The sequence below is a fragment of the Streptomyces sp. NPDC043861 genome, assembly GCF_056435905.1.
In genome coordinates this window covers 422,834-448,718 of the sequence record NZ_JBWKDP010000005.1, presented here as the reverse complement: position 1 = coordinate 448,718, position 25,885 = coordinate 422,834, and the positions used below count along the sequence as shown (strand labels likewise).

The 25,885-nt window shown below is 71.2% G+C and carries 22 protein-coding genes; 9 read left to right on the top strand and 13 right to left on the bottom strand.

Features of this window, described 5'->3' with window-relative positions; genetic code table 11:
* Complete coding sequence (cobS, locus tag AC068D_RS15545) at positions 1-777, bottom strand: adenosylcobinamide-GDP ribazoletransferase (protein ID WP_478823536.1); 777 nt, start codon at positions 775-777, stop codon at positions 1-3.
* Between the two features lie 95 nt (positions 778-872).
* Between cobS and AC068D_RS15540 the strand changes: the two genes are divergently transcribed.
* Positions 873-1,643, top strand: coding sequence for a hypothetical protein (locus tag AC068D_RS15540; RefSeq protein WP_478823535.1), 771 nt, complete (start codon positions 873-875; stop codon positions 1,641-1,643).
* Here the strand turns inward: AC068D_RS15540 and AC068D_RS15535 are convergent.
* The 4 genes from AC068D_RS15535 to AC068D_RS15520 all read right to left on the bottom strand — a co-directional run bounded on the left by AC068D_RS15535 (position 1,580) and on the right by AC068D_RS15520 (position 6,615).
* Positions 1,580-2,281 (bottom strand): hypothetical protein, encoded by a 702-nt coding sequence (locus AC068D_RS15535; protein WP_478823534.1) that lies wholly within the window; start codon positions 2,279-2,281, stop codon positions 1,580-1,582. The genes AC068D_RS15540 and AC068D_RS15535 overlap by 64 nt on opposite strands.
* Positions 2,278-4,014 carry a phosphatidylglycerol lysyltransferase domain-containing protein gene (locus tag AC068D_RS15530; protein ID WP_478823533.1) on the bottom strand — a complete coding sequence of 579 codons (1,737 nt, stop codon included), beginning with the start codon at positions 4,012-4,014 and terminating at the stop codon, positions 2,278-2,280. The genes AC068D_RS15535 and AC068D_RS15530 overlap by 4 nt, the downstream gene beginning before the upstream one ends.
* A gap of 79 nt (positions 4,015-4,093) precedes the next feature.
* The gene (gene cobT / locus AC068D_RS15525) at positions 4,094-5,185 is read right to left on the bottom strand and encodes a nicotinate-nucleotide--dimethylbenzimidazole phosphoribosyltransferase (protein WP_478823532.1); all 1,092 of its coding nucleotides are present in this window, start codon (positions 5,183-5,185) and stop codon (positions 4,094-4,096) included.
* 227 nt (positions 5,186-5,412) lie between these two features.
* The gene (locus AC068D_RS15520) at positions 5,413-6,615 is read right to left on the bottom strand and encodes a bifunctional adenosylcobinamide kinase/adenosylcobinamide-phosphate guanylyltransferase (RefSeq protein ID WP_478823531.1); all 1,203 of its coding nucleotides are present in this window, start codon (positions 6,613-6,615) and stop codon (positions 5,413-5,415) included.
* A gap of 97 nt (positions 6,616-6,712) precedes the next feature.
* Between AC068D_RS15520 and AC068D_RS15515 the strand changes: the two genes are divergently transcribed.
* On the top strand, positions 6,713-6,922 hold the full coding sequence (locus tag AC068D_RS15515) for a hypothetical protein (protein ID WP_478823530.1): 210 nt from the start codon (positions 6,713-6,715) through the stop codon (positions 6,920-6,922).
* Between the two features lie 467 nt (positions 6,923-7,389).
* Here AC068D_RS15515 and AC068D_RS15510 read toward each other — a convergent pair whose 3' ends face one another.
* The 4 genes from AC068D_RS15510 to AC068D_RS15495 form a co-directional block, all read right to left on the bottom strand.
* Complete coding sequence (locus AC068D_RS15510; RefSeq protein ID WP_478823529.1) at positions 7,390-8,451, bottom strand: S1C family serine protease; 1,062 nt, start codon at positions 8,449-8,451, stop codon at positions 7,390-7,392.
* Between the two features lie 162 nt (positions 8,452-8,613).
* Positions 8,614-10,461 (bottom strand): ABC transporter ATP-binding protein, encoded by a 1,848-nt coding sequence (locus tag AC068D_RS15505; protein ID WP_478823528.1) that lies wholly within the window; start codon positions 10,459-10,461, stop codon positions 8,614-8,616.
* A gap of 187 nt (positions 10,462-10,648) precedes the next feature.
* Positions 10,649-11,392, bottom strand: coding sequence for a class I SAM-dependent methyltransferase (locus tag AC068D_RS15500; protein ID WP_478823597.1), 744 nt, complete (start codon positions 11,390-11,392; stop codon positions 10,649-10,651).
* Between the two features lie 50 nt (positions 11,393-11,442).
* Positions 11,443-12,039: a DUF3043 domain-containing protein gene (locus AC068D_RS15495; RefSeq protein WP_478823527.1), complete on the bottom strand. Its 597-nt coding sequence runs from the start codon at positions 12,037-12,039 to the stop codon at positions 11,443-11,445.
* 312 nt (positions 12,040-12,351) lie between these two features.
* Between AC068D_RS15495 and AC068D_RS15490 the strand changes: the two genes are divergently transcribed.
* The 5 genes from AC068D_RS15490 to AC068D_RS15470 all read left to right on the top strand — a co-directional run bounded on the left by AC068D_RS15490 (position 12,352) and on the right by AC068D_RS15470 (position 18,927).
* Positions 12,352-13,134, top strand: a complete 783-nt coding sequence (locus tag AC068D_RS15490; RefSeq protein WP_478823526.1) for a PspA/IM30 family protein — start codon at positions 12,352-12,354, stop codon at positions 13,132-13,134.
* Between the two features lie 12 nt (positions 13,135-13,146).
* Complete coding sequence (pspAA, locus tag AC068D_RS15485; RefSeq protein ID WP_478823525.1) at positions 13,147-13,425, top strand: PspA-associated protein PspAA; 279 nt, start codon at positions 13,147-13,149, stop codon at positions 13,423-13,425.
* A gap of 270 nt (positions 13,426-13,695) precedes the next feature.
* On the top strand, positions 13,696-14,946 hold the full coding sequence (locus AC068D_RS15480; RefSeq protein ID WP_478823524.1) for a sensor histidine kinase: 1,251 nt from the start codon (positions 13,696-13,698) through the stop codon (positions 14,944-14,946).
* Entirely contained in the window at positions 14,943-15,629 is a 687-nt protein-coding gene (locus AC068D_RS15475; RefSeq protein ID WP_478823523.1) for a response regulator, read from the top strand. The genes AC068D_RS15480 and AC068D_RS15475 overlap by 4 nt, the downstream gene beginning before the upstream one ends.
* 148 nt (positions 15,630-15,777) lie before the next feature.
* Entirely contained in the window at positions 15,778-18,927 is a 3,150-nt protein-coding gene (locus tag AC068D_RS15470; RefSeq protein WP_478823522.1) for an efflux RND transporter permease subunit, read from the top strand.
* Positions 18,928-19,306: 379 nt separating this feature from the next.
* Here the strand turns inward: AC068D_RS15470 and nadA are convergent, their stop codons facing one another.
* Positions 19,307-20,527, bottom strand: a complete 1,221-nt coding sequence (gene nadA, locus AC068D_RS15465; protein ID WP_478823521.1) for a quinolinate synthase NadA — start codon at positions 20,525-20,527, stop codon at positions 19,307-19,309.
* Positions 20,528-20,827: 300 nt separating this feature from the next.
* On the opposite strand from nadA, the gene AC068D_RS15460 reads away from it, so the two are divergent.
* Complete coding sequence (locus AC068D_RS15460; protein WP_005318559.1) at positions 20,828-21,184, top strand: HesB/IscA family protein; 357 nt, start codon at positions 20,828-20,830, stop codon at positions 21,182-21,184.
* Positions 21,185-21,326: 142 nt separating this feature from the next.
* Here AC068D_RS15460 and AC068D_RS15455 read toward each other — a convergent pair whose 3' ends face one another.
* Both AC068D_RS15455 and AC068D_RS15450 read right to left on the bottom strand, forming a co-directional pair.
* Positions 21,327-22,766: a hypothetical protein gene (locus AC068D_RS15455; RefSeq protein ID WP_478823520.1), complete on the bottom strand. Its 1,440-nt coding sequence runs from the start codon at positions 22,764-22,766 to the stop codon at positions 21,327-21,329.
* A 96-nt stretch (positions 22,767-22,862) separates the two neighbouring features.
* Entirely contained in the window at positions 22,863-23,069 is a 207-nt protein-coding gene (locus AC068D_RS15450; protein WP_478823519.1) for a hypothetical protein, read from the bottom strand.
* 189 nt (positions 23,070-23,258) lie between these two features.
* Between AC068D_RS15450 and AC068D_RS15445 the strand changes: the two genes are divergently transcribed.
* Positions 23,259-24,233: a carbohydrate kinase family protein gene (locus AC068D_RS15445; RefSeq protein ID WP_478823518.1), complete on the top strand. Its 975-nt coding sequence runs from the start codon at positions 23,259-23,261 to the stop codon at positions 24,231-24,233.
* A 54-nt stretch (positions 24,234-24,287) separates the two neighbouring features.
* On the opposite strand, the gene AC068D_RS15440 is transcribed toward AC068D_RS15445, so the two are convergent.
* On the bottom strand, positions 24,288-25,655 hold the full coding sequence (locus tag AC068D_RS15440; protein WP_478823517.1) for an aminotransferase class V-fold PLP-dependent enzyme: 1,368 nt from the start codon (positions 25,653-25,655) through the stop codon (positions 24,288-24,290).
* Positions 25,656-25,885: the final 230 nt, after the last annotated feature.

Below are 25,885 nucleotides of genomic sequence, written 5' to 3'. Positions count from 1 at the left end.
TCACCCCAGCGTCAGCACGACCAGGGCCGCCGTCGCCGCCGTCTCCGCCACCCCGCCGAACACATCACCGGTCACCCCGCCGAAGCGCCGCACACAGTGCCGAAGCAGCAACTGGGCGGCGGCCGGTGCGATCAGCGCCGCCAGTGCGTGGTGCACCGCGGCGTCCCGGCCGAAGAGCAGCGCCCCCGCACCCGCGCATGCAGCCGTGACGAGGACGGTGGCCACTGCCGCGGACCGCAGCGACACGGTCTCGGCCACCGCCGCGCCCAGACCCTCCGGCCGGGCTGCGGGGACACCGGTGCGCGAGGCCAGGGTCAGGGACAGACGGGCGGTGACCGCTGCGAGGACGGCTGCGGCCGCGCCCCTGGCCCAGGACCCTTCCGCGCCTGCGTACAGCTCGTACAGCGCCGCGACCTGGGCCAGTAGGACCAGGACGAGCGTGATGACCCCGAATGGGCCGATGTCGGACTGCCTCATGATGCGCAGCGCGTCCTGGGCGGGCTTGCCGCTGCCGAGCCCGTCCGCGGTGTCGGCGAGTCCGTCCAGGTGCAGCCCCCGGGTGAGGACTGCGGGCACGGCGGCGGAGGCGACCGCGGCGAGCAGCGGGCCCGCGCCCAGCACCAGAAGCAGCAGGCCGGCGGCCGCCGAGCAGAGGCCCACGACCAGTCCGGCGAGCGGGGCGCACAGCATGCCCGCGCGTGCGGCGTCGCGGTCCCAGCGGGTGACCCTTACCGGCAGCACGGTGAGGGTGCCGAAGGCGAACCGTATGCCGGTCATTGGTCCGGCTGTCGTCATGGAGCTCACCGCGCGCAGGGTAGTCGGTGAGCTCCGGCGGTAAATTGCGCATTACGGACAAAACGGGAGCGGGTGGCATGGGTCACTGGTTTTACCGCAACATTGTCGAGCCGGGGAAGCTCCCGTTGCTGCTCGCGCTGGCCTCGTTCGTCCTGACCTTCCTGATCACCCGCACGGTCACCCGGATGATCCGGGCAGGAAAAGGACCGTTCCGGAACGTCAGCACCGGCGGGCTCCACATCCATCACGTGGTGCCCGGTGTCGTCCTCACCGTGATCGGTGGTTTCGGGTCGGTCGCCAGCAGTCAGCACACCGGGGCTGGCACGGTCGTCTTCGCCGTCATCTTCGGCATCGGTGCGGGGCTGGTCCTCGACGAGTTCGCACTGATCCTCCACCTCGACGACGTCTACTGGACCGAGGCGGGCCGCAAGAGCGTCGAGGTGGTCATCCTCACCGCGGCCCTGCTGCTGCTCACCCTGGGCGGCTTCGCACCGCTCGGCGTCAACGACCTGAGCGAGGACGAACGGGACGACCGCCGGGTCTTCCTCCTCACCCTCGCGGTCAACTTCTGCTTCGTCCTGATCACCCTCTTCAAGGGCAAACTGCGCATGGCGATCATCGGCACGCTGGTGCCCTTCGTCGCGCTCTTCGGCGCGCTGAGGCTGGCCCGCCCCGCCTCACCCTGGGCCAAGCGCCTCTACCGGCGCCGCCCGCGTTCCCGGGCGCGGTCGTTCCTGCGCGCCTTTCGCCATGACAGACGCTGGATCGGGCCGCGCCGGAAGTTTCAGGACCTGATCGGCGGGGCGCCCGACCGGCTGCCGACGGTACGCGGCCCGGACGCCCGGTGACGCCACGCGGTGACCGCACACACGACCAGCACCGCGGCAATGGCGGCCAGGTGCTCCTTGCCCGCCAGGTTGTTCTTGACGAAGATCTCGACGACCATCGCCCCGATCACCAGGCCCATCGTCAGCCGGGCCCGGTAGCGGTGGCAGACGAGGACCGCGATACCGACGACCGCCGCCGAAGGGCCGGTGTCCACCACGTGGGCGTCCGTGGCGGGCAGCCCCAGGGGGTTCTCCGGGCCGAGCGCGATCCCGATCCGGGCGTACATCGTCCCGGCGAGCGTGGCCGTGTACGCGATCACGAGCGTACGAGCCCTGCCCAGGCAGATCTCGGCGATCCCGAACACCACCAGGATCTGGGCGAGCGCACCCCACACCGGCAGATGCAGGGCCGGGACGAAGAGGGAGAGCGGCGTGCGCAGGAGAGTCAGCCACAAGGGGTCCTCGGCCCGCACCCAGCCGATGTCCTGTACCGGCTGATAGCCCCAGGGCTGGTTCTGGAGAAACTGGAAGAGCCCGGTGAGACAGACGCACACGAGGGTCATCGGGACGGCCCGCCACGTCTTGGCGACGAGCACGGCCCGGACGGCCGTGCACAGCGGCCCCCACTCACGCCGCGCGAACGTCCGTGCCCGGTTCACCGCCTGCCCTCCAGATGCTTGCGGTGCAGCCACTTGGGCAGGCCGGGGGCTTCGAGGAAGCCCTCGGCGCGGCCGGCGGCGAGGCCGATGCGCAGCAGGTCGGCGCTCTTTTCGAAGAGCATGAATCGCGGCTCCCAGATCGGTCGGTACTTGGCGTTGGCGCGGTACAGCGACTCGATCTGCCACCAGCGGGAGAAGAAGCTCAGCAGCGACCGCCACAGCCTGAGCACGGGGCCGGCCCCGAGCTTCGCGCCACGTTCGAAGACCGACCTGAACATCGCGAAGTTCAGTGACACCTGAGTGATCCCGATCTCGCCGGAGCGCCGCAGCAGCTGGATGACCATGAACTCCATCAGGCCGTTCTCGGAGTCCCGGTCGCGGCGCATCAGATCCAGGGAGAGCCCGGCGGGCCCCCATGGGGCGAAGCTGAGCAGCGCCCGCAACTCGCCCTGTGCGTCCGTGCATTCGAGCATCACGCAGCGTCCGTCGGCAGGGTCGCCGAGCCGGCCGAGCGCCATCGAGAAGCCGCGCTCGGTGGCGCCGTCGCGCCAGTCGTCGGCACGGCGCAGCAACTCGGCCATCTCGTCGGCCGGGATGTCCTCGTGGCGCCGGATCCTGGCCTCGTACCCGGCCCGCTGCACCCGGTTGTACGCCTGCCGCACGGTCCGCATGGCCCGGCCCTCGAGACTGAAGTCGGCCGTGTCGACGATCGCCTCGTCACCCAGCTCCAGGGCGTCCAGGCCGTGCCGGGCGTAGATCGTCCCGGCCTCCTCGCTCGCGCCCATCACCGCCGGGATCCAGCCGTGCTCACGCGCCTGCGCCAGCCAGGGCTCGATCGCGCCGGGCCAGGCCTCGGGGTCGCCGATCGGGTCGCCGGAGGCGAGCGAGACCCCGCCGACGACCCGGTAGGCGATGGCGGCCTTCTCACTGGGCGACCAGACCACGCTCTTCTCACGGCGCAGTGCGAAGTAGCCCAGTGAGTCACGGTCCCCGTGCCGGTCCAGGAGCGCGCGGAGCCGCTGCTCGTCGTCCTCGGTGATCGGATCGACGGCCCGGCGGGAGCGGAAGGCCGCGAAGAGCACGGCGACGAGAAGGAGGGTCGACAGGACATTGATGCCGACGTCCACCCAGCCCGGTGTGCTGATGCCGGGGGTGCGCCCGTCGTCGGCGGCGAGCGACACCAGCCGCATCGCTCCGTACCGCCAGCGCTCCAGGAAGGTGGAGTCCCCGTGGGCGGTGTTGGTCGCGGTGACGAGGAGCGCGGAGAGCACGGAGGTCACGAGAAGCCCGCCGACCGCGACGGCCGCGGCGAGCCGGGGGTTCGAACGGTCCCCCTTTGCGTAGAACTCGCTTCTGCCGAGGACGAGGGCGACGACGAAGGCGGCGGTCAGGCCGAGGGACACCCAGTTCTTCGGATGCCGCCGGATCTCCGGGAAGAGCATGGCGAACAGGAAGAGGGCCAGGAAGAGCCCTCCGAGCACCAGGTTGAGGATCCAGGCGGCGCGCTTGCGCCGGCGCATGGTGATCGCCAGGAAGAGGGCGAAAACGCCCGGGGCGAATCCCGCCGTGAGCAGATACGGGGTGAAGTGGTCGTCCGTGTTGTGGCGCCGCAGGTCCTGGCCGAGCGAGACCCAGACCGCGCTCAGGAAGTTGACGAACGTGACGGCACGCAGGTACCACACGGCGAATGCCGCGCTGCGGCGCGAACGGGCGGACAAACGGACCACTCCCATGACACGTGAGCCTGCGCGGCATCACGCGACACGGAGACGAGTGCGGCAAGGCGTCGTGGCCCTGCCGCACCCGGGCGCTTCAGTCCGTGACCGTACTTTCCGCGCTCTCCGCACCCTCCGCATCCTCCGCGTGCTCGGGCAGCTCGGCGGCGAGCGCCGATGCGGCCTGGACGAGGGGGAGTGCAAGCAATGCCCCGGTTCCTTCCCCGACAGTGACGCCGTGGTCGAGCAGGGGGTTGAGTGCCATCCGGTCCAGCGCCTTGGCCTGTGCCGGCTCCCCGCTGACCTGTCCGGCGAGCCACCAGTCCGGCGCGCGGAACGCGGCGCGCTGTGCGACGAGCGCGCAAGCCGCCGATACGACGCCGTCGAGGATCACCGGCATCCGGCGCACGGCGGCCTGCAGCAGAAAGCCCGTGGTCGCGGCGAGATCCGCGCCGCCCACCGCCGTCAGCAGCTGGAGCTGGTCGCCCAGCACGGGGCGGGCCCTGCGCAGCGAGTCGCGGATCGCCGCGCACTTGCGCATCCACGCGAGATCGTCGATCCCGGCGCCCCCGCGGCCGGTCACGACCGAGGCGTCCGTACCGCAGAGCGCGGCGACGAGAGCGGACGCGGGGGTGGTGCCGCCGACGCTCAGGTCGCCGAGGACCACCAGATCGGTGCCGGAGTCGGCTTCCTCGTCGGCGATCGCCATGCCGAGGCGTACGGCCTGCTCGGCCTCCTCGGCGGTGAGGGCGTCCTCGAGGTCGATGCGTCCGCTGCCCCGGCGCACACGGTGACGCCCGACCTCCGCCGGGAGCAGCCCCGGGTCGCAGTCGAGTCCCGCGTCGACGATCCGGACGGGGACATTCATCCGCCGCGCGAGCACCGCGACGGGGCTGGCACCGTCGAGCACCGCCTGCACCAGCCGGTGAGCGGTGCCCGCAGGCCGCCCGGAAACGCCCAGCTCCGCGACACCGTGGTCCCCGGCGAACAGCACCACCCGCGGCTGCTCCACCGGCCGCACCGGCACGGCGCCCTGCGCGGCCGACAGCCACTCCCCGAGCTCGTCCAACCGCCCCAGCGCGCCGGGCGGAACGGCCAGCCGTTCCCGGCGTTCCTCGGCATCGCGCCGCATACCGCTGTCGGGGCGCTCGATCAGATCGGAGAAGTCGTCGAGATTCAGCGAGCTCATTCGCCGAACAGTACCGGCAGTCGGTGCCCTGACCGGTGCTGGGCCGTCCCCCGCCTGCGACGGAGCCGTCGGAGGGTGCCCACCCTTGCGCCGGTGGTCGGGTGCGGTCACCGCATCGGTGCAGGACGGGCGCAGGCCCTCCGTTCTCCGCGGGTGCGGCGCCCTGGCCCCGGCGGGAGGAGCGTGCCAAAAAACCGCGCGCCAAGGACCGCGCCCGAGGGCCTTCGTCAGCCCCGGAGCGGGAGCGCCTGCCCCGCGACGACCAGCAGCAGATGCTCGCACTCCGAGGCGAACGCCGCGTTCAGACGGCCCAGTTCGTCACGGAAACGACGGCCCGCGGCGGTCACGGGGACGATGCCCGAGCCGACCTCGTTGGTCACCGCGACGACGATGCGGCCTGAGGTGCGCAGCGCCGCGACGAGTTCCGCAATGCGTCGATGGACGGCTTCGCGGCCGGAGACCTCCCACACCTCGTCGTCCCACGCCCCCGCCCGGTCCATCGTGTCCGTCAGCCACAGCGCCAGACAGTCGATCAGCAACGGCGGCCCCTCCTCCGCCAGCAGCGGCACGAGCTCGCAGGTCTCGACCGTCCGCCAGGACCCCGGCCGGCGTTCACGATGTGCCGCGACGCGGGCCTTCCAGTCCGGGTCGTCGGCGCGGGTGCCGCTCGTCGCCACGTACAGCACGTCGGGAAAGGACTCCAGCCGCCTCTCCGCCTCCAGCGACTTGCCCGACCGTGCCCCGCCCGTGACCAGCGTGCGCCGCGGCACGTCCGGCACCGCGTGGTACTCGCCCACGTACAGCGTCGTACCGTCCGGCACCGCCCGAGCCCCCGCCGCCGCAAGCCGACGTTCCAGCTCCGCACCCGGCGGGATTTCGTGGTCGATGTGGACCGCGACGACGTCCGTTGCCGGACCGACTGCACCGGCCGCGCGCAGCCGCGCCAGTCCGTCGGGCCGTCCGACGACATCGGCGACGACCATGTCGTACGGCGGCGTCCCGCCCTCCGCCAGCCCCGCGGGGGCTCCACCCGGCGGCAGGTACAGCAGCCGTTCGCCGTCCGGCGAGGTCACCTCGTAGCCCGTGCCCGGCGCGTCCATCGCCACCGCGCGGACCCGGTGCCCGCTGATCAGCGTCAGCTCCTGGCCGTCCGGCACCCGCCCCGCCGTCGGAAGTCCGGCGGGCAGTTCCACCGCGGGTCCGTCGTGCGGATGGGTCAGCAGCACCTGACGTACGCCGACGAGCGAGTGTCCGGAACGGGCGGCGGCCAGCGCGGCCCCGGGGGTCAGATCGAGCAGCAGCGCCCCGTCGATCAGCAGAGCGGTCGCGGCACGTGTCTGCGAACCGCGTGAAGCGGCGCAGACGGCGCAGGGGCAGTCGGGGCGGGGCAGCCCGCTGGGGGCACCTGTGCCGAGCAGAGTCAGTTCCACAGCACGATCCTCCCGCGTCCCCGTCGGCGGTGCGCGCCCGGCTACGCTGCGGGCAGCAACTGATCAGCTGGTGGGACCCGACACCCGGGAGGCGCACATGGCGTGGACGTGGCGGTTCGAGAAGTCGGACGGGACGGAGGCCCAGCCGGCCGTGGAGCCGGAGGAGTTCAGCACGCAGGGAGACGCCGAGAGCTGGATCGGCGAGGTCTGGAAGGAACTGGTCGAAGGCGGCGCCGACCAGGTGTTCCTCTACGAGGACGGCACCCGGATCTACGGCCCGATGAGCCTGCACGCCGAAGAGGCCTGAGCCGGCGGGGACACGTACGGGCCGGGGGAGCCGTTTCCCCGGCCCGTTCCGCGGTTCGTTCCCCCGGCTCGTGCGGGGACCGGAACGACCCACCGGCTCGCGACGAGTCCTCACGGCGCCGCCCGGGCCACCGCTGGTGAGGTCTCCCCGCGTTGCGTTGTCGCACCACCCGAGTACGTCCGGTACGAGCACCGCCTGTGCGATGCTTCCCCTCGGCCCGGCGGGCGCGGGGACACCCCCGTGCACCGGACGCCGCGAGCTTCCCGGCGGGCCGTCCCGGCCACCGCACCGGGTCCTGTCCGGGTCTGGGGCCTCTCGTTTGGGTCTTGCCGGGCTCGCGTGCCCCGGCACGCACGCTCACCGCGTTGTCGTCGGTCGCCCACGCTCCGCGTGGACTCCCTCCTCCGCCTTGCGATCGCACGCACCGGACCCCCCTCACCGATCCAGCCCGATCCAGACGAAAGACCCTAGACCTTCCCGAGCGTGACCTGCGCCGTCAGCTTCTTTCCCGCCCGCTCGTACGTCACCGTCACCTTCTGCCCCGGCTTGTCCGACGCCAGTGCCTCGGCGAGCGAGGTGATGCTGGTGATCTCGGCGTCGCCCAGACCGGTGATGATGTCGCCGACGCGGATGCCCGCCCTGTCCGCGGGGCCGCCCTCCACCACCTCGACCACTGCGACACCGGTCGGCTCGTAGCCGCCGTCCAGGACCGTCCGGCCCCGGATGTTCAGCGCCGCCCGGCCCGAGTCCGTGACCTTGCCGCTCTTGATGATCTGGTCGGCGACGGTCCTGACCATCGACACCGGTATCGCAAATCCGATCCCGGGTACGGCGGCGTCGCCCAGCCCCGGATCCATCGCGGCGAGCGTCGGGATGCCGACGACCTCGCCGTCCAGGTTGACCAGCGCGCCCCCGCTGTTGCCCGGGTTGATCGCGGCCGACGTCTGCACCATGTTCCCGATGGTGGCCCCGACACTGCCGTCCTCGCGGCTCTCGCTCACCGTACGGCCGACCGCCGAGACGATTCCCTGGGTGACGCTGCCGGACAGGCCGAGCGGGGATCCCATCGCCAGCACGATGTGGCCGACGTCCACGGTGCCCGAGTCCCCGAATCGCGGCGGTTTGAGCCCGGCCGGCACACGGTCCAGTCTGATCACCGCGAGGTCCTGCTCCGGATAGGCAGCCACCAGGCGTGCGGCCAGCGGCTGTTCACCGGTGGCGACGGTGACGTCGAAGGTCTTCTCGTCGCCGATCACATGCGCGTTGGTGACGACATGGCCCTTGGTGTCGTACACGACACCGGAGCCCAGACGCTCGCCGGCCTCGATCTGGACGACCGACGGCAGCACGTTCCTGATCACTGTCCGGTAGTCGGTCTCCAGCTGGCTCTCGCGGCGGGCGACCGGAGCGGCGGCCTGCGTGGTCGAATCGGGCCCGGTGGGCGGGCCCCCGGAACAGCCACTGGTCAGCGCGACCGCGCAGCCCCCGGCCAGCACGAGCGCGAATCCACGGGCACGGGATATGTCCATGCTCGGAGTGTCCTTCCGCCCGGGTGGTGCGGCCTGTTATGGACCTCCGATCAGGGTGCTCTCCCCCTGCCGGGCCGTGCGGCTCGGCAGGGGCACGGACCCCGGCACCGCCGCGCCCCGACCGACGGGATCAGAGACGCCACCGGTCGATGCCGGAAACCCTCACCGGGCCGAGGCCAGGAACTGCGTCGCCGCCAGTTCCCCGTACAGCGGATCCTCCGCCACCAGCTCGGCGTGCGTGCCCACCGCACGCACCCGGCCCGCGTCCATCACCACGATCCGGTCCGCCATCATGACCGTCGAAAGCCGGTGCGCCACGACGAGGACGGTCACCTCTCGGGCCGCCTCCGCGACGGCGTCCCGGACCGCCATCTCATTGACGGCGTCCAGCTGGGACGTCGCCTCGTCGAGCAGCAGGAGCCGGGGGCGGCGCAGCAGTGCCCGCGCGATCGCCACCCGTTGCCGTTCGCCGCCCGACAGCTTGGAGCCGCGGTGCCCGACCACCGTCTCCAGTCCGTCGGGCAACCGGCCGACGAGGGCGTCCAGTCCCGCCCGCACCAGGACGTCCCGGACCTCGTCGTCCGTCGCCCCGGGCGCGGCGAAGACGAGGTTCTCCCGCAGCGTCCCGGCCAGCACCGGCGCGTCCTGCTCCACATAGCCGATGGAGGCCCGGAGTTCGGGCAGATCCCAGTCCCGTACGTCCCGGCCGTCCACCAGCACCCGGCCGCCGGTCGTCTCGTAGAACCTCTCGATCAGCCCGAACACCGTGGTCTTGCCCGCGCCCGAGGGGCCGACGAAAGCCGTCATCCCCGCCCCCGGCACCTCGAAGCTCACCCCCTGGTGGACGTACGGCAGATCCTCGCGGTACCGGAAGGCCACGTCCTCGAACCGTACGGACGCGGGCTCGGCGGTCACACCGGCCGGCACCGCCGGTACGGCGTCCGGCCGCCCCACCCCCGACGGCTCCTTCTCCGGCCGCTCCACCCCGTACGGCTCCGTGCCCAGCGGTTCCGTCTCCAGCCGCTCCGCCTCCGCGATCCGCGTGATCGCCGCCGAGCCGACCTGGTACTCCGACGCCGCGTCCACCAGCTTCGACACCGGCTCGATCAGGAAGAAGAGGTAGAGCAGGAACGCCATCAGCGTCGACACGGATATCGCGCCCGATGCGACCCGCGCGCCGCCGATCCCGAGGACGGCCAGGAACGACACCTGGACGGCCAGACCGACCGACGACGACGCCACCGACTGCCACTTCGCGGTCCGTACACCGTGCCGCCAGGCCCGCCGCGCCGCCTCTTCGACGATCGCGGCCTCCCGCGCCTCGGCGCCCGACGCCTTGACCGTACGGAACGCGCCGAACACCCGCTCCAGGACCGTCGAGATCTCCCCGACCGCTTCCTGGGAGCGCCGGGTGGCCCGGGCGATCCTCGGCATCACCAGGGCGACGGCGCCGCCGATCAGCACGATCACGCCCAGCGTGACACCGAGCAGCACCGCGTCCATCACCGCCATCATGACGATCGTTGCGGCGAATGAGACAGCGCCCGTGACCGCTGCCACGACCGAGCTGGTGGTGACCGCTCGCAGCAGTGTCGTGTCCGAGGTGACCCGGGACATCAGATCGCCCGGTTGGCTGCGTTCCACCTCCCGCAGCCGAAGCCGCAGCAGTCGCCCGATCAGTGTCCGTCGGGCGGCCAGCACCACCGACTCCGCGGTGCGTTCCAGGACGTACGCCCCGACCGCGTCGATCGCCGTGCCTAGCACCACCAGAGCGGTGAGCACCACCAGCACGTCGGTGATGGGCTCCGCCTGCCCCAGCCGGTCGACCAGGGCCTTGGCGGCCAGCGGCTGGAGCACCCCGCTCGCGGCGGCCGTCAGCGCGAAGAGCGCACCGAGTGCGACGGTCCACCGGTGCGGACGGAAATGCCGGTACAGCGCCCGGAACGTCGCGCGTGCGGGCAGGCGTGCTGGTGTGTCGTCCGTCGTGGACTCGTCCGATGCAGTTGTCACGCAGGAAGGGACGCGGGCGGGCGCACCCACGCCTGACCCGGTGGACGGGGATCACATCATCGGACCGTGCCGCGCCGGCACCGTGCCGTAGCGGACGCGTGCGGCGGCTCGGCAGAATCTCCGGTCCGGCCTCGGCGCGCCGAGGCCCGGCGGCGGCAGCGCCCCACCGGGGCGGTGCCGCGTTCCGTCAGCCCCGGACCCCGCACAGATGCAGCAGCGCGGCCACCGCGCGATACGGGTCCGTGCGCCCCGCCCGGTCCTCGGCCGCAAGCAGCCGCTCCAGCTCGTCGGCGGCGGGCAGCTCGGCCCCGTTGGGAGCGTTGTCCGTGAAGACCCGCACCCCGTACCACGCGTGCAGCGGCGCCGCGATCCCCGCGAGCGTCGCCGTGAGGGAGGCCAGCCGGTCGGCGCGGACGGACAGACCGAGCCGATTCGTGTACACGTCCGTGTCGAAGGCCGACAGCGCCGCGGGCCAGTCCCCGGCAAGCCCCGGCCGTAGGGCGAGGGCGTCCGCATTCCGTACCAGCAGCGAGAGCAGACCGCCCGGCGCCAGCATCCGCGCCAGCCCCGCGAGCATGGCGTCGCGGTCCTCGACGTACATCAGCACACCGTGGCACAGCACGACGTCGAACGAGCCCGGCAGGAAGTGCACACCGGTGTCCCGGCCGTCCCCCTCGATCATCCGGAAGCGCTCCCGGATGCCCGCCGGTTCGGTCTCCAGTGCCTCCCGGGCCACCTTCAGCATCGCGGGGTCGGACTCGAGGCCCGTCACCGTGTGCCCGGCCCGGGCGAGGCGCAGGGCCTGAGTGCCCTGCCCCATGCCGACGTCGAGGATCCGCAGGCGCCGTCCCACCGGGAAACGGCCGGCTATCTGCTCGTCGAGCTGGCGCGCGACGAGCTCCTGCCGGACGGTGTTGCGCAGCCCGCCCAGGCCCTCCAGCCAGGCCGCCGCGCCACCGTCGAAACCGGAGACGTCCGCGCTCAGGGCCGCTCTCCGCGCTTGACCTGGGGCTTCGGCAGACGCAGTCGGCGCATCTGGAGCGTCCGCATCAGGCCGTAGGCCAGGGCGCCGCGCTTCGGCTCGTCCGGGAAGCGCTCGTTCAGCTGCTTCCGCAGACGGAACCAGATGCCGATCGAGTCGATCACGATCATGACGATGACACCGAGCCACAGGAGCAGGGCGATGTTCTGCAGCTGCGGCACGCGGATCATGGACAGAACCAGGATCACCACGGCGAGCGGCAGGAAGAACTCCGCGATGCAGAAGCGCGAGTCGACATAGTCACGAACGAACCGGCGCACCGGGCCCTTGTCACGGGCCGGCAGATAACGCTCGTCGCCACCGGCCAGCGCCTCGCGCTGCTTGGCCAGGTCGGCACGGCGCGCCTCACGCTGACGGCGCATCGCGTCCTTGCGGTCGGCGGGTGCCGACTGCGCACGGCGGCGCTGGTTCTGGGCCTCACTCCGCTTCGGGGTGGGGCGACCCTTGGGGGCCTCGGGGTCGCGGGGCTGCTTGGAGAGGTCCGCCGTCACCTTGTCGGTGGGGGCCTTCTCTTCCTTGGAACGGCTACGGAACACAAAACCCAAGGGTACGGGGTGCCACGGACGGACCCCAGCCCCCGGGGGAACGATCTGGCAACGGCGAGCGTCTGTACGAGTCAGAAGCAGGCACAACCGACCGCAGAACAGACGAAGCACGACCCGGCCCCCGGCATCCCTGACAGCCGTCTACTCCTTGCGCCGGATCGGAGCCGTCAGCAGGTCGTTCTTGGGGAGGAGCGCATCCGCGCCCGAACGGTGCGGTAATGGATGCAGGGCCCGTACTGTGGGTTCTGGAGTAGCTGGAGCCAGTCCGTCAGAAGGGGGCGCGCGAAGCCCATGAGCGGTGTCATGAAGCGTATGGGGATGATCTTCCGCGCGAAGGCAAACAAGGCCCTTGACCGGGCCGAGGATCCGCGCGAAACCCTCGATTACTCGTACCAGAAGCAGCTGGAGCTGTTGCAGAAGGTGCGCCGAGGCGTCGCCGATGTGGCGACCTCCCGCAAGCGCCTCGAGTTGCAGCTGAACCAGCTCCAGGGCCAGTCCGCCAAGCTGGAGGACCAGGGCCGCAAGGCGCTGGCGCTCGGCCGCGAGGACCTGGCGCGTGAGGCGCTCTCCCGCCGCGCCGCTCTCCAGCAGCAGGTCACGGACCTGGAGACACAGCACCAGACGCTGCAGGGCGAGGAGGAGAAGCTCACTCTCGCCGCCCAGCGGTTGCAGGCCAAGGTGGACGCCTTCCGTACCAAGAAGGAGACCATCAAGGCCACGTACACGGCGGCCCAGGCGCAGACCCGGATCGGTGAGGCCTTTTCCGGCATCTCCGAGGAGATGGGCGACGTCGGCCTGGCGATCCAGCGCGCCGAGGACAAGACCGCGCAGCTGCAGGCCCGCGCGGGCGCGATCGACGAGCTGCTCGCCTCCGGTGCCCTGGACGACCCCACCGGCATGGCGAAGGACGACATCGCGGCCGAGCTGGACCGGATCTCCGGCGGAACGGACGTCGAGCTGGAGCTGCAGCGGATGAAGGCCGAACTGGCCGGCGGCAGCGGAGCCCAGCAGCAGGCCATCGAGGGCGGCACCGGCGCGCAGGACCAGACGGGGGACCGCACCCAGCACAAGTTCGACAAGCAGTAGGGACGGCGCGTCATGATCGTACGGATCATGGGGGAGGGCCAGTGGAAGGTCGACGACGATCACTTCGGCGAGCTGAACAAGCTGGACGACGAGCTGCTCGCCGAAATGGAGTCGGGTGACGAGGACGGCTTCCGGCGCACCCTGCGCGGGCTGCTCGATGCGGTCCGCCGGGTCGGCAGCCCGCTCCCGGACGACTCCCTGGAACCGTCCGAGCTGATCCTCCCCTCGCCGGACGCGACGCTCGAGGAGGTCCGGGAGATGCTCAGCGACGACGGCCTCATCCCTGGCTGACGCCCGGCCCGCTCCTCTCTCCCCGCACGCACGGCGGCCCGCGCCCCGGAACACCTCCGGACGCGGGCCGTTCTGCTGCCGGGCGCCGCGCACCGGTGCCGTGGTGCCCGGCCCGTCCGGTCGGTGGCCCGCCGGGAGGTCCGCAGGCGCCCTCGAGCCGGGGCGACTGTCGCTCCGTGCGCCGGCTCCGGGCGCCGCGTCGCCGGTCCCGTCGCCCTCCGGGGCCGGGGCGGAGCCCCCGACCCGGTCGCCCCGTTACCGTTGCATGTCGTGACCGCACCTCTGACCGGCTTCCACGGACTCGCGCACACCCGCTGCTGGCTGCGCGCGCATCCGCTCGCCTTCGACGCCGCCATCGCGTTCGGTGTGCTCGTCTGCATGGTCTGCGCCTCGTTCGTCGATCCGCACGGGCCGAACGGGCCGACCTTCGGCACCCGCACCCCTGCGCTGCCGAGCGTGCTGCTGATGCTGCTCTCGGCGGGGACCCTGGTCCTGCGGCGGCGCCGGCCGATGCCGGTGCTCGCCGTCACCGGGGCACTGTCCGTCGCGGAGCTGGTCACGAGCGATCCGCCCGCGCCGGTGGTGATGTCCGCGGTCATCGCCCTCTACACGGTCGCCTCCCGCACCGACCGCCCGACCACCTGGCGGGTCGGTCTGCTGACGATGACCGTGCTGACCGCCTCCGCGATGCTGTTCGGCTCGGCTCCCTGGTACAGCCAGGAGAACGTGGGCGTGTTCGCGTGGACCGGAATGGCGGCCGCCGCCGGCGACGCCGTGCGCAGCCGCCGGGCGTTCATCGACGCCATACGGGAGCGCGCGGAGAGGGCCGAGCGGAGCCGGGACGAGGAGGCGCGCCGCCGGGTCGCCGAGGAGAGGCTGCGCATCGCGCGGGATCTGCACGATGTCGTCGCCCATCACATCGCCCTGGTCAATGTGCAGGCAGGGGTCGCCGCACATGTCATGGACAAGCGCCCCGACCAGGCCAAGGAGGCCCTCGCGCATGTACGGGAGGCGAGCCGCTCGGCCCTGAACGAGCTGCGGGCGACCGTCGGCCTGCTGCGGCAGTCCGACGACCCCGAGGCGCCGACGGAGCCGGCACCCGGTCTCGCCGTGCTCGACCAGCTGCTCGAGACGTTCCGGCATGCCGGGCTGCCGGTGGAGCTGGCCCGCACCGACGAGGCCACCGAGCTGCCCGCCGCCGTCGACCTCGCGTCGTACCGGATCATCCAGGAGGCGCTGACCAATGTGCAGAAGCACGCGGGGACCGCGGCCAAGGCGGAGGTCAGCGTGGTCCGGGTGGGCCGGACGGTCGAGGTCACGGTGCTCGACAACGGCGCACCCGATGCAAGCCCGCCCGAAGGGAGCACACCGGTGCGTGACGGCGGTGGTCACGGCCTGATCGGCATGCGCGAGCGCGTCACGGCGCTCGGCGGCTCCCTCACGGCGGGTCCCCGCTACGGCGGGGGTTTTCGCGTACAGGCGATACTGCCGCTCAAGGCTCACGCGGAGGGGGAGGCATGACCATCAAGGTGTTGCTCGCCGACGATCAGGCGCTGCTGCGGAGCGCGTTCAAGGTACTGGTGGACTCCGAGCCCGACATGGAGGTGGTGGGGGAGGCGGCGGACGGGGCGGAGGCCGTCGCCCTCGCCCGTTCGGAGCAGGCCGACGTCGTTCTCATGGACATCCGGATGCCCGGTACGGATGGACTCGCCGCCACCCGCATGATCAGCGCGGACCCGGCGCTTGCGGCCGTGCGGGTGGTGATGCTGACGACGTTCGAGGTGGACGAGTACGTCATCCAGTCCCTGCGGGCCGGGGCGTCCGGCTTCCTCGGCAAGGGGGCGGAACCGGATGAACTGCTCAACGCCATCCGTATCGCCGCTGCCGGTGATGCGCTGTTGTCACCGGCAGCCACCAAGGGCCTGATCGCCAAGTTCCTTGCGCAGGGCGGCAGTTCGGACAGCGGTGAGGACCCGGGGGTGCACTCGGAGCGGCTTGACGCCCTGACCGGACGCGAGCGGGAGGTCCTCGTCCTCGTCGCGGGGGGCCACTCCAATGACGGGATCGCGGAGCGGCTGGAGGTCAGCCCGCTCACGGTCAAGACCCATGTGAACCGGGCGATGGCGAAGCTCGGTGCCCGGGACCGGGCGCAATTGGTGGTCATTGCGTACGAATCGGGCCTGGTACGTCCGCGGGTGGACTGAGTCTGCACCTCGGAGTACTCCAGTCGGAGTATGCGCGGGATAAGGATTTGGACCTGGGGGCGAGGGATTCACCCTCGCGAATGGCCGATCGTATAAGCGGGCGCCAGACGATGCCCGCCTCCTGCGTACGCCACAGAAGAGAGACCCCATGTCCTGGCTGTCCAGATTCAGCCTCGCGCAACGGGCCCTGATAGGGCTGATGTCCATCGTGGCGATCATCTTCGGAGCGATCGCCATCCCGCAGCTCAAGCAGCAGCTTCTGCCCTCAATCGAACTTCCCATGGTGTCGGTGCTGGCCCCCTACCAGGGCGCGTCCCCGGACGTGGTCGAGAAGCAGGTCGTCGAACCGCTCGAAAGCACCATCAAGGCCGTCGACGGCATCAAGGGCGTCACCTCCACGGCGAGTGAGGGCAACGCCCTGATCATGGCCACGTTCGACTACGGGGACGAGGGCACCAAGCAGCTCGTCGCCGACGTCCAGCAGGCCGTCAACCGCGCCCGGGTCCAGCTCCCCGAGGACGTCGACCCTCAGGTCGTCGCCGGTTCCACCGACGACATCCCGACCGTCGTCCTCGCCGTCAGCTCCGACAAGGACCAGCAGGCGCTCGCGGACCAGCTGGAGCGGACCGTCGTCCCGGCGCTCGAGGACATCGACGGCGTCGGCCAGGTCGCCATCGACGGCGTCCAGGACCTCCAGGTCTCGGTCACTCCGGACGACAAGAAGCTCGCCGCGGCGGGGCTGAACACCATGGCCCTCTCCGAGGCCCTCAAGGCCGGCGGCGCGACCGTGCCGGCCGGCTCCTTCTCCGAGGCGGGCAGCAGCCGCACGGTCCAGGTCGGCGGCGGCTTCACCTCGCTGAAGCAGATCGAGGACCTGCGTATCGCACCGGCGGCCGAAGCGGGGGACAAGGGCGGCAAGCCGGTCCGGCTGGGCGACATCGCCACGGTGGAGCAGGAGGAGTCCCGGCGCGTCTCCATCACCCGCACGAACGGGCGGCCCAGCCTCGCCGTCATGGCCACGATGGACAAGGACGGCAGCGCCGTCGCCATCTCCGACGCGGTCAAGGACAAGCTGCCCGAGCTCCGCAAGGACCTCGGCTCCGGTGCCGAGCTGTCCGTGGTCTCCGACCAGGGTCCTGCCGTCTCGAAGTCGATCTCGGGCCTGACCACGGAGGGCGCACTCGGTCTGCTCTTCGCAGTCGTCATCATCCTGGTCTTCCTGGCCTCGATCCGCTCGACGCTCGTCACGGCTGTCTCCATCCCGCTGTCCGTCGTGCTCGCGCTGATCGTGCTGTGGACCCGCGACCTGTCGCTCAACATGCTGACGCTGGGCGCCCTGACCATCGCCATCGGCCGTGTCGTCGACGACTCGATCGTGGTGCTGGAGAACATCAAGCGTCACCTCGGCTACGGCGAGGAGCGCCAGGCCGCGATCCTCACCGCCGTACGTGAGGTGGCGGGCGCCGTCACCTCGTCCACGCTGACCACGGTCGCCGTCTTCCTGCCGATCGGCCTGGTCGGCGGCATGGTGGGCCAGCTGTTCGGCTCCTTCTCGCTGACGGTCACCGCGGCGCTGCTGGCGTCCCTCCTGGTCTCGCTGACGGTCGTCCCCGTCCTGTCGTACTGGTTCCTGCGGGCGCCCAAGGCCGTACGGGACATCGACCCGGACGAGGCGCGCCGCAAGGCCGAGGAGAAGGAGGCGCGCAGCGCGCTGCAGCGGATGTACGTGCCGGTCCTGCGGTTCGCGACCCGCCGGCGCCTCACGAGCATCGCTCTCGCGGTCGTCGTTCTCGTCGGCACCTTCGGCATGGCCCCGCTCCTGAAGACGAACTTCTTCGACCAGGGTGACCAGGAGGTCATGTCGATCAAGCAGGAGCTGAAGCCGGGCACCAGCCTGGAGTCGGCCGACGCCGCTGCCAGGAAGGTCGAGAAGGTCCTCGACGGGGTCGACGAGATCAAGGACTACCAGGTCACCGTCGGCTCGTCCGGTTTCATGGCGGCCTTCGGCGGCGGCACCGGAGCCAACCAGGCCTCGTACCAGATGACCCTCGAGGACTCCGCGTCCTACGAGAAGGTCCGCGACCTCATCGACGAGAAGCTGGGCGAGCTCGACGGCATCGGCGACACGACCATCGCGGCGGGCGACGGCTTCGGCAACCAGGATCTGAGCGTCGTGGTGAAGGCCGCCGACCCGGACACGCTGCGCAAGGCGTCCGAGCAGGTGAGGGGACAGGTCGCGAAGCTCGACGACGTCACCGACGTCCAGAGCGATCTGTCGCAGTCCGTGCCGCGGATCTCCGTGAAGGCCAAGGCGAAGGCGGCCGAGGCAGGCTTCAACGACATGACGCTCGGCGCCGCGGTGGCGCAGGCGGTGCGTGGAACCCCTGCCGCGAAGGCGATCCTCGACGACAGCGAGCGCGATGTCGTGATCACCTCGGCCAAGCCGGCGAAGACGATGGCCGAGCTGAAGAAGCTGGCCCTCGGGCCGGTGAAGCTGGGTGACATCGCCGAGGTGAAGCTGGTGCCGGGCCCGGTCTCGATGACCCGGATCGACGGTTCGAGGGCCGCGACGATCACGGCGAAGCCGACCGGTGACAACACGGGCGCGGTGAGCGCGTCGCTCCAGTCGAAGATCAACGCGCTGGACCTGCCGGAGGGTGCGACCGCATCGATCGGCGGCGTCTCCGAGGACCAGGAAGAGGCGTTCGCCTCGCTGGCCCTGGCGATGCTGGCGGCGATCGCGATCGTCTTCATGCTGCTGGTCGCCACGTTCAAGTCGCTTGTCCAGCCGCTGATCCTGCTGGTGTCGATCCCGTTCGCGGCCACCGGTGCGATCGGTCTGCTGGTCGCGACGGGGACGCCGATGGGGGTCCCCGCGATGATCGGCATGCTGATGCTGATCGGCATCGTCGTCACCAATGCGATCGTGCTGATCGACCTCATCAACCAGTACCGGGCGCAGGGCCTGGGCGTGGTCGAGGCGGTCGTCGAGGGTGGCCGTCACCGTCTGCGCCCGATCCTGATGACGGCTCTGGCGACGATCTTCGCGCTGCTGCCGATGGCCCTGGGCGTCACGGGTCAGGGCGGCTTCATCGCCCAGCCGCTCGCGGTGGTCGTGATCGGCGGTCTGGTGACGTCCACGCTGCTCACCCTGCTGCTGGTGCCGACGCTCTACGCGATGGTCGAGCTCCGCAAGGAGCGGCGCCGGGCGAAGCGTGCCGCGAAGCGGGCGCGCAAGTCGGGCGACGCGTCGCCCGAGTCCACGCAGACGGAGGCCCCGGCCCCGGCCAACGCGTAACGCCGTTCGGCGCGGTTCGCCCACCACCCGGTACCGGTCACCCCGGTACCGGTCACCCCGGTACCGGGTGGTGGTCTTTGTGGATGGAGGGACGCTCGGGCAGGGCAGGGCAGGGCAGGGCAGGGCAGGGCAGGCCCGGTCGTGCACCGATTCCACGGCCTGCCGGCCTGCCGGGCTGCCTCCGGCCGTCCGTGGCGCCGTCGGGCGACGAGGAGAAAGCACGGCGGTCAGAGGGCGAACGATGCGGGTGCAGATCGGCTGCACACCGTGCGGAGCGGTGTTGTCGTGGGCGAACCCAGGGCGTGACACACCAGCGCCCCGGTCACGCGGAGCAACCGCGTGACCGGGGCGACGGGGGCCGACGGGGGAGTGCCCTCCGTTACGGCAGCGCCAGCATGCGCTCGAGTGCGAGCTTCGCGAAGCTCTCCGTCTCGCGGTCGACCTGGATCTGGTTGACCAGATTCCCCTCGGCCAGCGACTCCAGCGCCCACACCAGGTGCGGCAGGTCGATGCGGTTCATCGTGGAGCAGAAGCAGACCGTCCTGTCGAGGAACACGATCTCCTTGTCCTGGTCCGCGAAACGATTCGCCAGGCGCCGCACGAGGTTCAGCTCGGTGCCGATCGCCCACTTGGAGCCGGCCGGAGCCGCCTCCAGGGTCTTGATGATGTACTCCGTCGAGCCCACGTAGTCCGCCGCGGCGACGACCTCGTGCTTGCACTCGGGGTGGACCAGGACGTTCACGCCGGGGACCCGCTCGCGTACGTCGTTCACGGAGTCGAGCGAGAAACGGCCGTGCACGGAGCAGTGGCCGCGCCAAAGGATCATCTTCGCAGCGCGCAGCTCCTCGGCGGTGAGGCCGCCGTTCGGCTTGTGCGGGTTGTAGACCACGCAGTCGTCCAGGGACATCCCCATGTCCCGCACCGCGGTGTTCCGCCCGAGGTGCTGGTCGGGCAGGAAAAGGACCTTCTCACCCTGTTCGAAGGCCCAGTCGAGTGCACGCTTGGCGTTCGACGAGGTACAGATGGTGCCGCCGTGCTTGCCGGTGAACGCCTTGATGTCGGCCGAGGAGTTCATGTACGAGACCGGAACGGTCACGTCCGTGATGCCCGCCTCCGCGAGGACGTCCCAGCACTCGGCGACCTGCTCGGCGGTGGCCATGTCGGCCATCGAGCAGCCCGCCGCGAGGTCCGGCAGGACCACCTTCTGGTCGTCGGTGGTCAGGATGTCCGCCGACTCGGCCATGAAGTGCACACCGCAGAAGACGATGTACTCGGCCTCGGGACGTGCCGCAGCGTCCTTGGCGAGCTTGAAGGAGTCACCGGTGACATCCGCGAACTGGATGACCTCGTCGCGCTGGTAGTGGTGACCGAGCACGAAGACCTTGTTCCCGAGCTTCTCCTTGGCCGCACGGGCGCGCTCCACCAGGTCCGGGTCGGACGGCGAGGGGAGATCTCCGGGGCACTCGACACCGCGCTCGCTCCTCGGGTCGGCCTCGCGGCCGAGCAGCAGCAGGGCGAGCGGCGTCGGCTGGACATCCAGGGTGTCCCCTCCTGCGCCCGGCGCAGTGAGGGAGGGCTGGGCGGTGGTCACGTCACGCACCCTTTCTTCTCTTCGGTGAGCAGCGGCGAAGCCGCTCCAGTGGGGCCGGGTCTTGCACCGGGGAAACCTTTTCGTCTATTTGACGTTATCTATCATAACTGCTTCACGTCACTTTGACGACGTCCATTGCGTCGATGTGACGCAATTCCCGGATGTCCGGCTGTTCACATGCCCGTGCCCCGTCGGGAGCGCGTGTGCGAGCATGAAGGGGAAAGACTAGGGCTCACCCGGAATGAATCCGGGGCCCGGCCGGTTGCCAACGTCGGCAAGCAGTCTCCGTACAACCCGGGAGAGAAGCAGATGTCCGTATCGGACGAGACCACCACCGTGAGCGACGGCATCCTCCTGTCCGACGCCGCCGCGGCCAAGGTCAAGGCCCTGCTGGACCAGGAAGGCCGGGACGACCTGGCGCTGCGCGTCGCCGTCCAGCCCGGAGGCTGCTCCGGCCTGCGCTACCAGCTCTTCTTCGACGAGCGCTCGCTCGACGGTGATGTCGTCAAGGACTTCGACGGCGTCAAGGTCGTGACGGACCGCATGAGCGCTCCGTACCTGGGCGGCGCATCGATCGACTTCGTGGACACGATCGAGAAGCAGGGCTTCACGATCGACAACCCGAACGCGACGGGCTCCTGCGCCTGCGGCGACTCCTTCAGCTAGGCCGGAACGCCGGTGGGCGGCGGTCCCGGCCGATCGGCCGGGACCGCCGCCCACCGGCATGTCCCCAGGGTCTCCGACGAGCCGGCCCCATGGTCCGGACCGCTCGGAACACCAGCCCGTCCCGTCCCGCGTTCCTCAGCGCCTAACGGCGCGGCACGGCCTTGCTCGTGGCCGCGTCGACGACCTTCCGGTCGTCCAGCGGCCGGTCCAGCGTCACCTTCACGGTCAGCTCCTTGGCGATCAGGATGCAGACCTTCCCGGGATCGGGCCGCGACTCGGTGATCCGTACCTTCACCTCGTCACCGCTCTCTTCCGCCTGCCCCGCGTAGTCGCTGCACACGCCGCCCCAGAAGCGCAGGGAGAGGGTCCGGCCGTCGCCCGAGACGGCGTACGACTCGACCTTGCGGTCGGACGTCTCGGGGAGCTGTGTCGGATCGGCGGCCGACGGCGGCGCGGACGGTGACCGCTCGATGTGCTCGGGAGCCACCGCAGGGTGCGTGATCGTGAACGGAGCGGCGTCCCCCTCGGGATCCACCTCGAACAGCCAGGACGGCACGAGTGCCGGACGGCCGTCGACGGAGTGCATCGCGAGCCCGAAGACCGCCTTGCCGATCGTCACCGGCTCCGCGGCACGGTGATCCGGTTCGCACGGCGCGGCCGGCTTGTCCGCGGGTACGGGCGTCGCACAGCCGCCGATGCCGGCGGGGGTCCTGCTCCCGGAACCCTTGTTCAGCTGCTTCAGCGCCTCCTCCGCGCCGATCACCGGATACTCCGCGCCCTTCACGGGCTTCGCCAGCTGCCCGCTGCCACCGACCAGCCGGCCGTCGCCGCCGATCTGGATCCCGGTCGACCAGCCGTACGTCGGCAGTCCGCCGACCACCGGGTTCGCATTCACCACGCGGACCGCGCCCATGGTCTGGGTCGCATCCAGCCGGGCATCGCTCTGGTTCAGCGCCGCCAGCACCGGGGCGGCCGCCTTCCTGGCCGCCTCCTCGCTCACCGGGGGAGTGGCCGAGCCCGCGCCGGTTCCCGGTTCCCCGCCGCCGGGGCAGGGCCTGCCCTTGAGGCAGTTGTCTCCCCCGGGCGGTCCGAACCGGGCGAAGGTCCAGGTGCCCGGGGCGTTCCGCTTCACCTGGAGGAGCGCCTCGCCGGAGCCCTTGTCCGCGCCGATCTTCCATACGTCGCCCACGGCCCGCGGGGTGCCCGGCAGGCCGAGGGCAGCCGCCAGCCGGGTGACCTCCGGCGCGTCGACGGAACCGGTCGCGCGGTACACCGGGGCCGAGTCGGGGCCGTCCGGCAGCTCGCCCTTCGCGCGGTACTTCACGCCGGTCGGGTCCGGCTCGCCCGGGGCGATACCGGGGGCGGGGGCGCTCTCCGAGTGGCCGTCCAGGGCGAGCGGGGGCGGTGCCGGCGCCCGGCCAGTGCCCGACGTGCCGCCACCGTCGCCGGACGCGGTGGTGGCCCAGTACGCCCCACCACCCCCGGCGAGCAGAACCGCCGCGGCCACCGAGGCGACGACCAGCGGAGAACGCCGGGGGCGTGTGCCGTCGACGGACTTGTTGGGCCGCTCCGTGCTGTTCACCGCATCGCTCCTTATCAACCCGTAACAGGGGACACCCCTGTGACGGAGAGGGGGAGCGCGCGGTTCCCTCGGGCGGCGCGGGGGGCGCGCGCGGCGTCAGCCGCCGTACACGGACATGGCCCCCACCAGTCGCGCGGAGGCCGCGGAGACGACCACGCCGTGGATCAGCGACGGCGGTACCGGCGCGGACGCCGCCGCCGGCGGCACCGTCCAGTGGGGGGCCATGCGCGCACTGTCCCCGCGCAGCTCGGCGAGGCTGATTTCGGTGTCCCGCATCTCGCGCGGGGCGATGTGCTTCGGCATACGGGCACCGTACGCATGCCGACGTGACGGAAAAAGACCTACTATCGGGTAGTTTTCGCACTTCAGAACGGCCTCGGCGACCCGGTAGCGTTAACTGTCAACCCCCGACCGGTCATCCACCGCTGCCCTCAGCCGTCCGTGCGGGAGCGCATCACGCGCCCCATTGAACTCTTCTTGGAGCACTTCGCCGTGCGAATCGCAGTCACCGGCTCCATCGCCACCGACCACCTGATGACCTTTCCCGGCCGCTTCGCCGACCAGCTGGTCGCGGACCAGCTGCACACGGTCTCCCTCTCCTTCCTCGTCGACAACCTCGACGTGCGCAGAGGCGGGGTCGGCGCCAACATCTGCTTCGGAATGGGCCAGCTCGGCACCCGTCCGATCCTGGTCGGAGCGGCCGGCTCCGACTTCGACGAGTACCGCGCCTGGCTGGACAGGCACGGAGTCGACACGGCATCCGTGCGGATCTCCGAGGTGCTGCACACCGCGCGCTTCGTGTGCACGACCGACGCGGACCACAACCAGATCGGGTCCTTCTACACCGGCGCGATGAGCGAGGCGCGCCAGATCGAGCTCAAGTCGGTCGCGGACCGGGTCGGCGGCCTGGACCTGGTGCTCATCGGCGCCGACGACCCCGAGGCGATGCTGCGGCACACCGAGGAGTGCCGCTCGCGCGGGATCCCGTTCGCGGCGGACTTCTCGCAGCAGATCGCGCGGATGAACGGGGAGGAGATCCGGATACTGCTGGACGGGGCGACCTACCTCTTCTCCAACGAGTACGAGAAGGGGCTCATCGAGTCGAAGACGGGATGGACGGACGAGGAGATCCTGGGCCGCGTCGGCCACCGGGTCACCACGCTCGGCTCGCGCGGGGTCCGCATCGAGCGCGCAGGTGAGCCCACCATCGAGGTCGGCTGCCCGGAGGAGGAGTCCAAGGTCGACCCGACGGGCGTCGGCGACGCCTTCCGTGCGGGCTTCCTGTCGGGCCTGTCCTGGGGGGTGGACCTCGAGCGCGCCGCCCAGGTCGGCTGCATGCTCGCGACCCTGGTGATCGAAACCCTGGGCACCCAGGAGTACACCCTGCGCCGGGCCCACTTCATGGACCGTTTCACCAAGGCCTACGGCCACGAAGCGGCCTCCGACGTCCGCGCGCATCTGTCCTGAGGCCCCGGGGGCGGTGGGGGAGACCTCCCACTGCCCCCGGCCCCGGGGCAATGGTCAGTCGCGCCGGCGCACCACGTAGGCGGTGCCCTGCTCCGCCTGCTCCTCGCCCAGGTACTCCTGCCCCCGCATCTCGCACCACGCCGGGATGTCCAGGCGGGCCGCCTCGTCGTCCGACAGCACGGTGACCGTGGCACCCACGGGGACATTGCCGATGACCTTGGCCAGCTCGATGACGGGAATGGGGCAGCGCTTGCCCAGGGCATCCACGACGAGCGGAGCCGACGGCGCCGCGGAAGGCTCCGCGGCGACCGGGGCGCCGAGGCGGCGGCGGACGTCGGCGACGACGCCCGGCAGGACCTCCAGGAAGCGGTCGACGTCCTCCTCCGCCGTGCCCGTCGGCAGGGACACCCGCACATTGCCCTCGCTCAGCACCCCCATCGCCCGCAGGACATGGCTCGGAGTGAGCGTGGAACTCGTGCACGACGAACCCGACGACACGGAGAACCCGGCGCGGTCCAGTTCGTGCAACACCGTCTCTCCGTCGACATAGAGACAGGAGAAGGTGACGAGGTGGGGAAGCCGGCGCACCGGGTCACCGACCACCTCGACGTCCGGGACCACCTCCGGCACCCGGGCCCGGATCCGCTCCACCAGTACGTGCAGCCGCCGGGCCTCCGCCGTCGCCTCCTCCCGCACCGCCCGCAGTGACGCCGCGGCCGCCACGATCGCGGGGATGTTCTCGAAACCGGGCGCCCGCCCCGACTCCCGTTCGTCCGCGGGGTCCTGGGAGGCGAAGCGAACACCCTTGCGGACCACGAGCAGGCCGACGCCGGCAGGGCCGCCCCACTTGTGGGCGCTCGCCGTCAGCAGTGACCAGTCCCCGGCGACCGGGCCCCATGCCAGCGACTGCGCCGCGTCGACGAGCAACGGCACTCCGGCGGTCCGGCACAGCGAGGCGACCTCGGCGACGGGCTGCTCCGTACCCACCTCGTGGTTCGCCGACTGGAGGCAGGCCAGTGCGGTGTCCTCCCGGAGCGTGGCGCCGAAGGTCTCGGGCGACACCGCGCCCCAGCGGTCGACCGGGACCTCCGCGACCTCCCTGCCCTCCGCGGCGTGGAGCACCGCGGAGTGTTCCACCGCCGACACCACCAGATGGCTCCCGGTACGCCGGCGGCCCGCCATGGCCCCCGCCACTCCCGTATGAATGGCGCGTGTACCCGAAGAGGTGAAAACCAGCTCGTCCGGGCGGCACCCGACGGCCTCGGCCGCCGCCTGCCGCGCCGAGTCCAGCAGCAGCCGCGCCCGCCGTCCCTCGCGGTAGAGCCGGGCGGGGTCGGCCCACCCTTCGTCGAGGGCGGCCTGGAGAGCCTGCCGGGCGATCGGGTGCAGCGGAGCGGACGAAGCGGCGTCGAAGTAGGGCACGTCGCCACGCTAACGCGCAGCCGCGAAGAAGGCGTCAGAAGACGGTGGCAGGCAGGTGGTCAGGGCCCTGGAGCAGGCCCCGGAACGGGACAGTCCACCCCTTCGGGTCGTCGGACGGCGCGTTGGGCACCCTCCCCGCGCGACCCCAAATAGCGTCCAGTAGGGTTTGGTCCGCATAAACATCCAAACCCCTGCCCGCGTCAGGGCCGGCGACCGACCAGCGAGACGGC

Bases quoted from the DNA above. Each gene is read 5' to 3' on its own strand.
- AC068D_RS15460 (WP_005318559.1), top strand. From the start codon at position 20,828: ATGTCCGTATCGGACGAGACCACCACCGTGAGCGACGGCATCCTCCTG.
- pspAA (WP_478823525.1), top strand. From the start codon at position 13,147: ATGATCGTACGGATCATGGGGGAGGGCCAGTGGAAGGTCGACGACGAT.
- AC068D_RS15450 (WP_478823519.1), bottom strand. From the start codon at position 23,069: ATGCCGAAGCACATCGCCCCGCGCGAGATGCGGGACACCGAAATCAGC.
- AC068D_RS15470 (WP_478823522.1), top strand. From the start codon at position 15,778: ATGTCCTGGCTGTCCAGATTCAGCCTCGCGCAACGGGCCCTGATAGGG.
- AC068D_RS15490 (WP_478823526.1), top strand. From the start codon at position 12,352: ATGAAGCGTATGGGGATGATCTTCCGCGCGAAGGCAAACAAGGCCCTT.
- AC068D_RS15515 (WP_478823530.1), top strand. From the start codon at position 6,713: ATGGCGTGGACGTGGCGGTTCGAGAAGTCGGACGGGACGGAGGCCCAG.
- AC068D_RS15540 (WP_478823535.1), top strand. From the start codon at position 873: ATGGGTCACTGGTTTTACCGCAACATTGTCGAGCCGGGGAAGCTCCCG.
- cobS (WP_478823536.1), bottom strand. From the start codon at position 777: ATGACCGGCATACGGTTCGCCTTCGGCACCCTCACCGTGCTGCCGGTA.
- cobT (WP_478823532.1), bottom strand. From the start codon at position 5,185: ATGAGCTCGCTGAATCTCGACGACTTCTCCGATCTGATCGAGCGCCCC.
- AC068D_RS15530 (WP_478823533.1), bottom strand. From the start codon at position 4,014: ATGGGAGTGGTCCGTTTGTCCGCCCGTTCGCGCCGCAGCGCGGCATTC.
- AC068D_RS15510 (WP_478823529.1), bottom strand. From the start codon at position 8,451: ATGGACATATCCCGTGCCCGTGGATTCGCGCTCGTGCTGGCCGGGGGC.
- AC068D_RS15475 (WP_478823523.1), top strand. From the start codon at position 14,943: ATGACCATCAAGGTGTTGCTCGCCGACGATCAGGCGCTGCTGCGGAGC.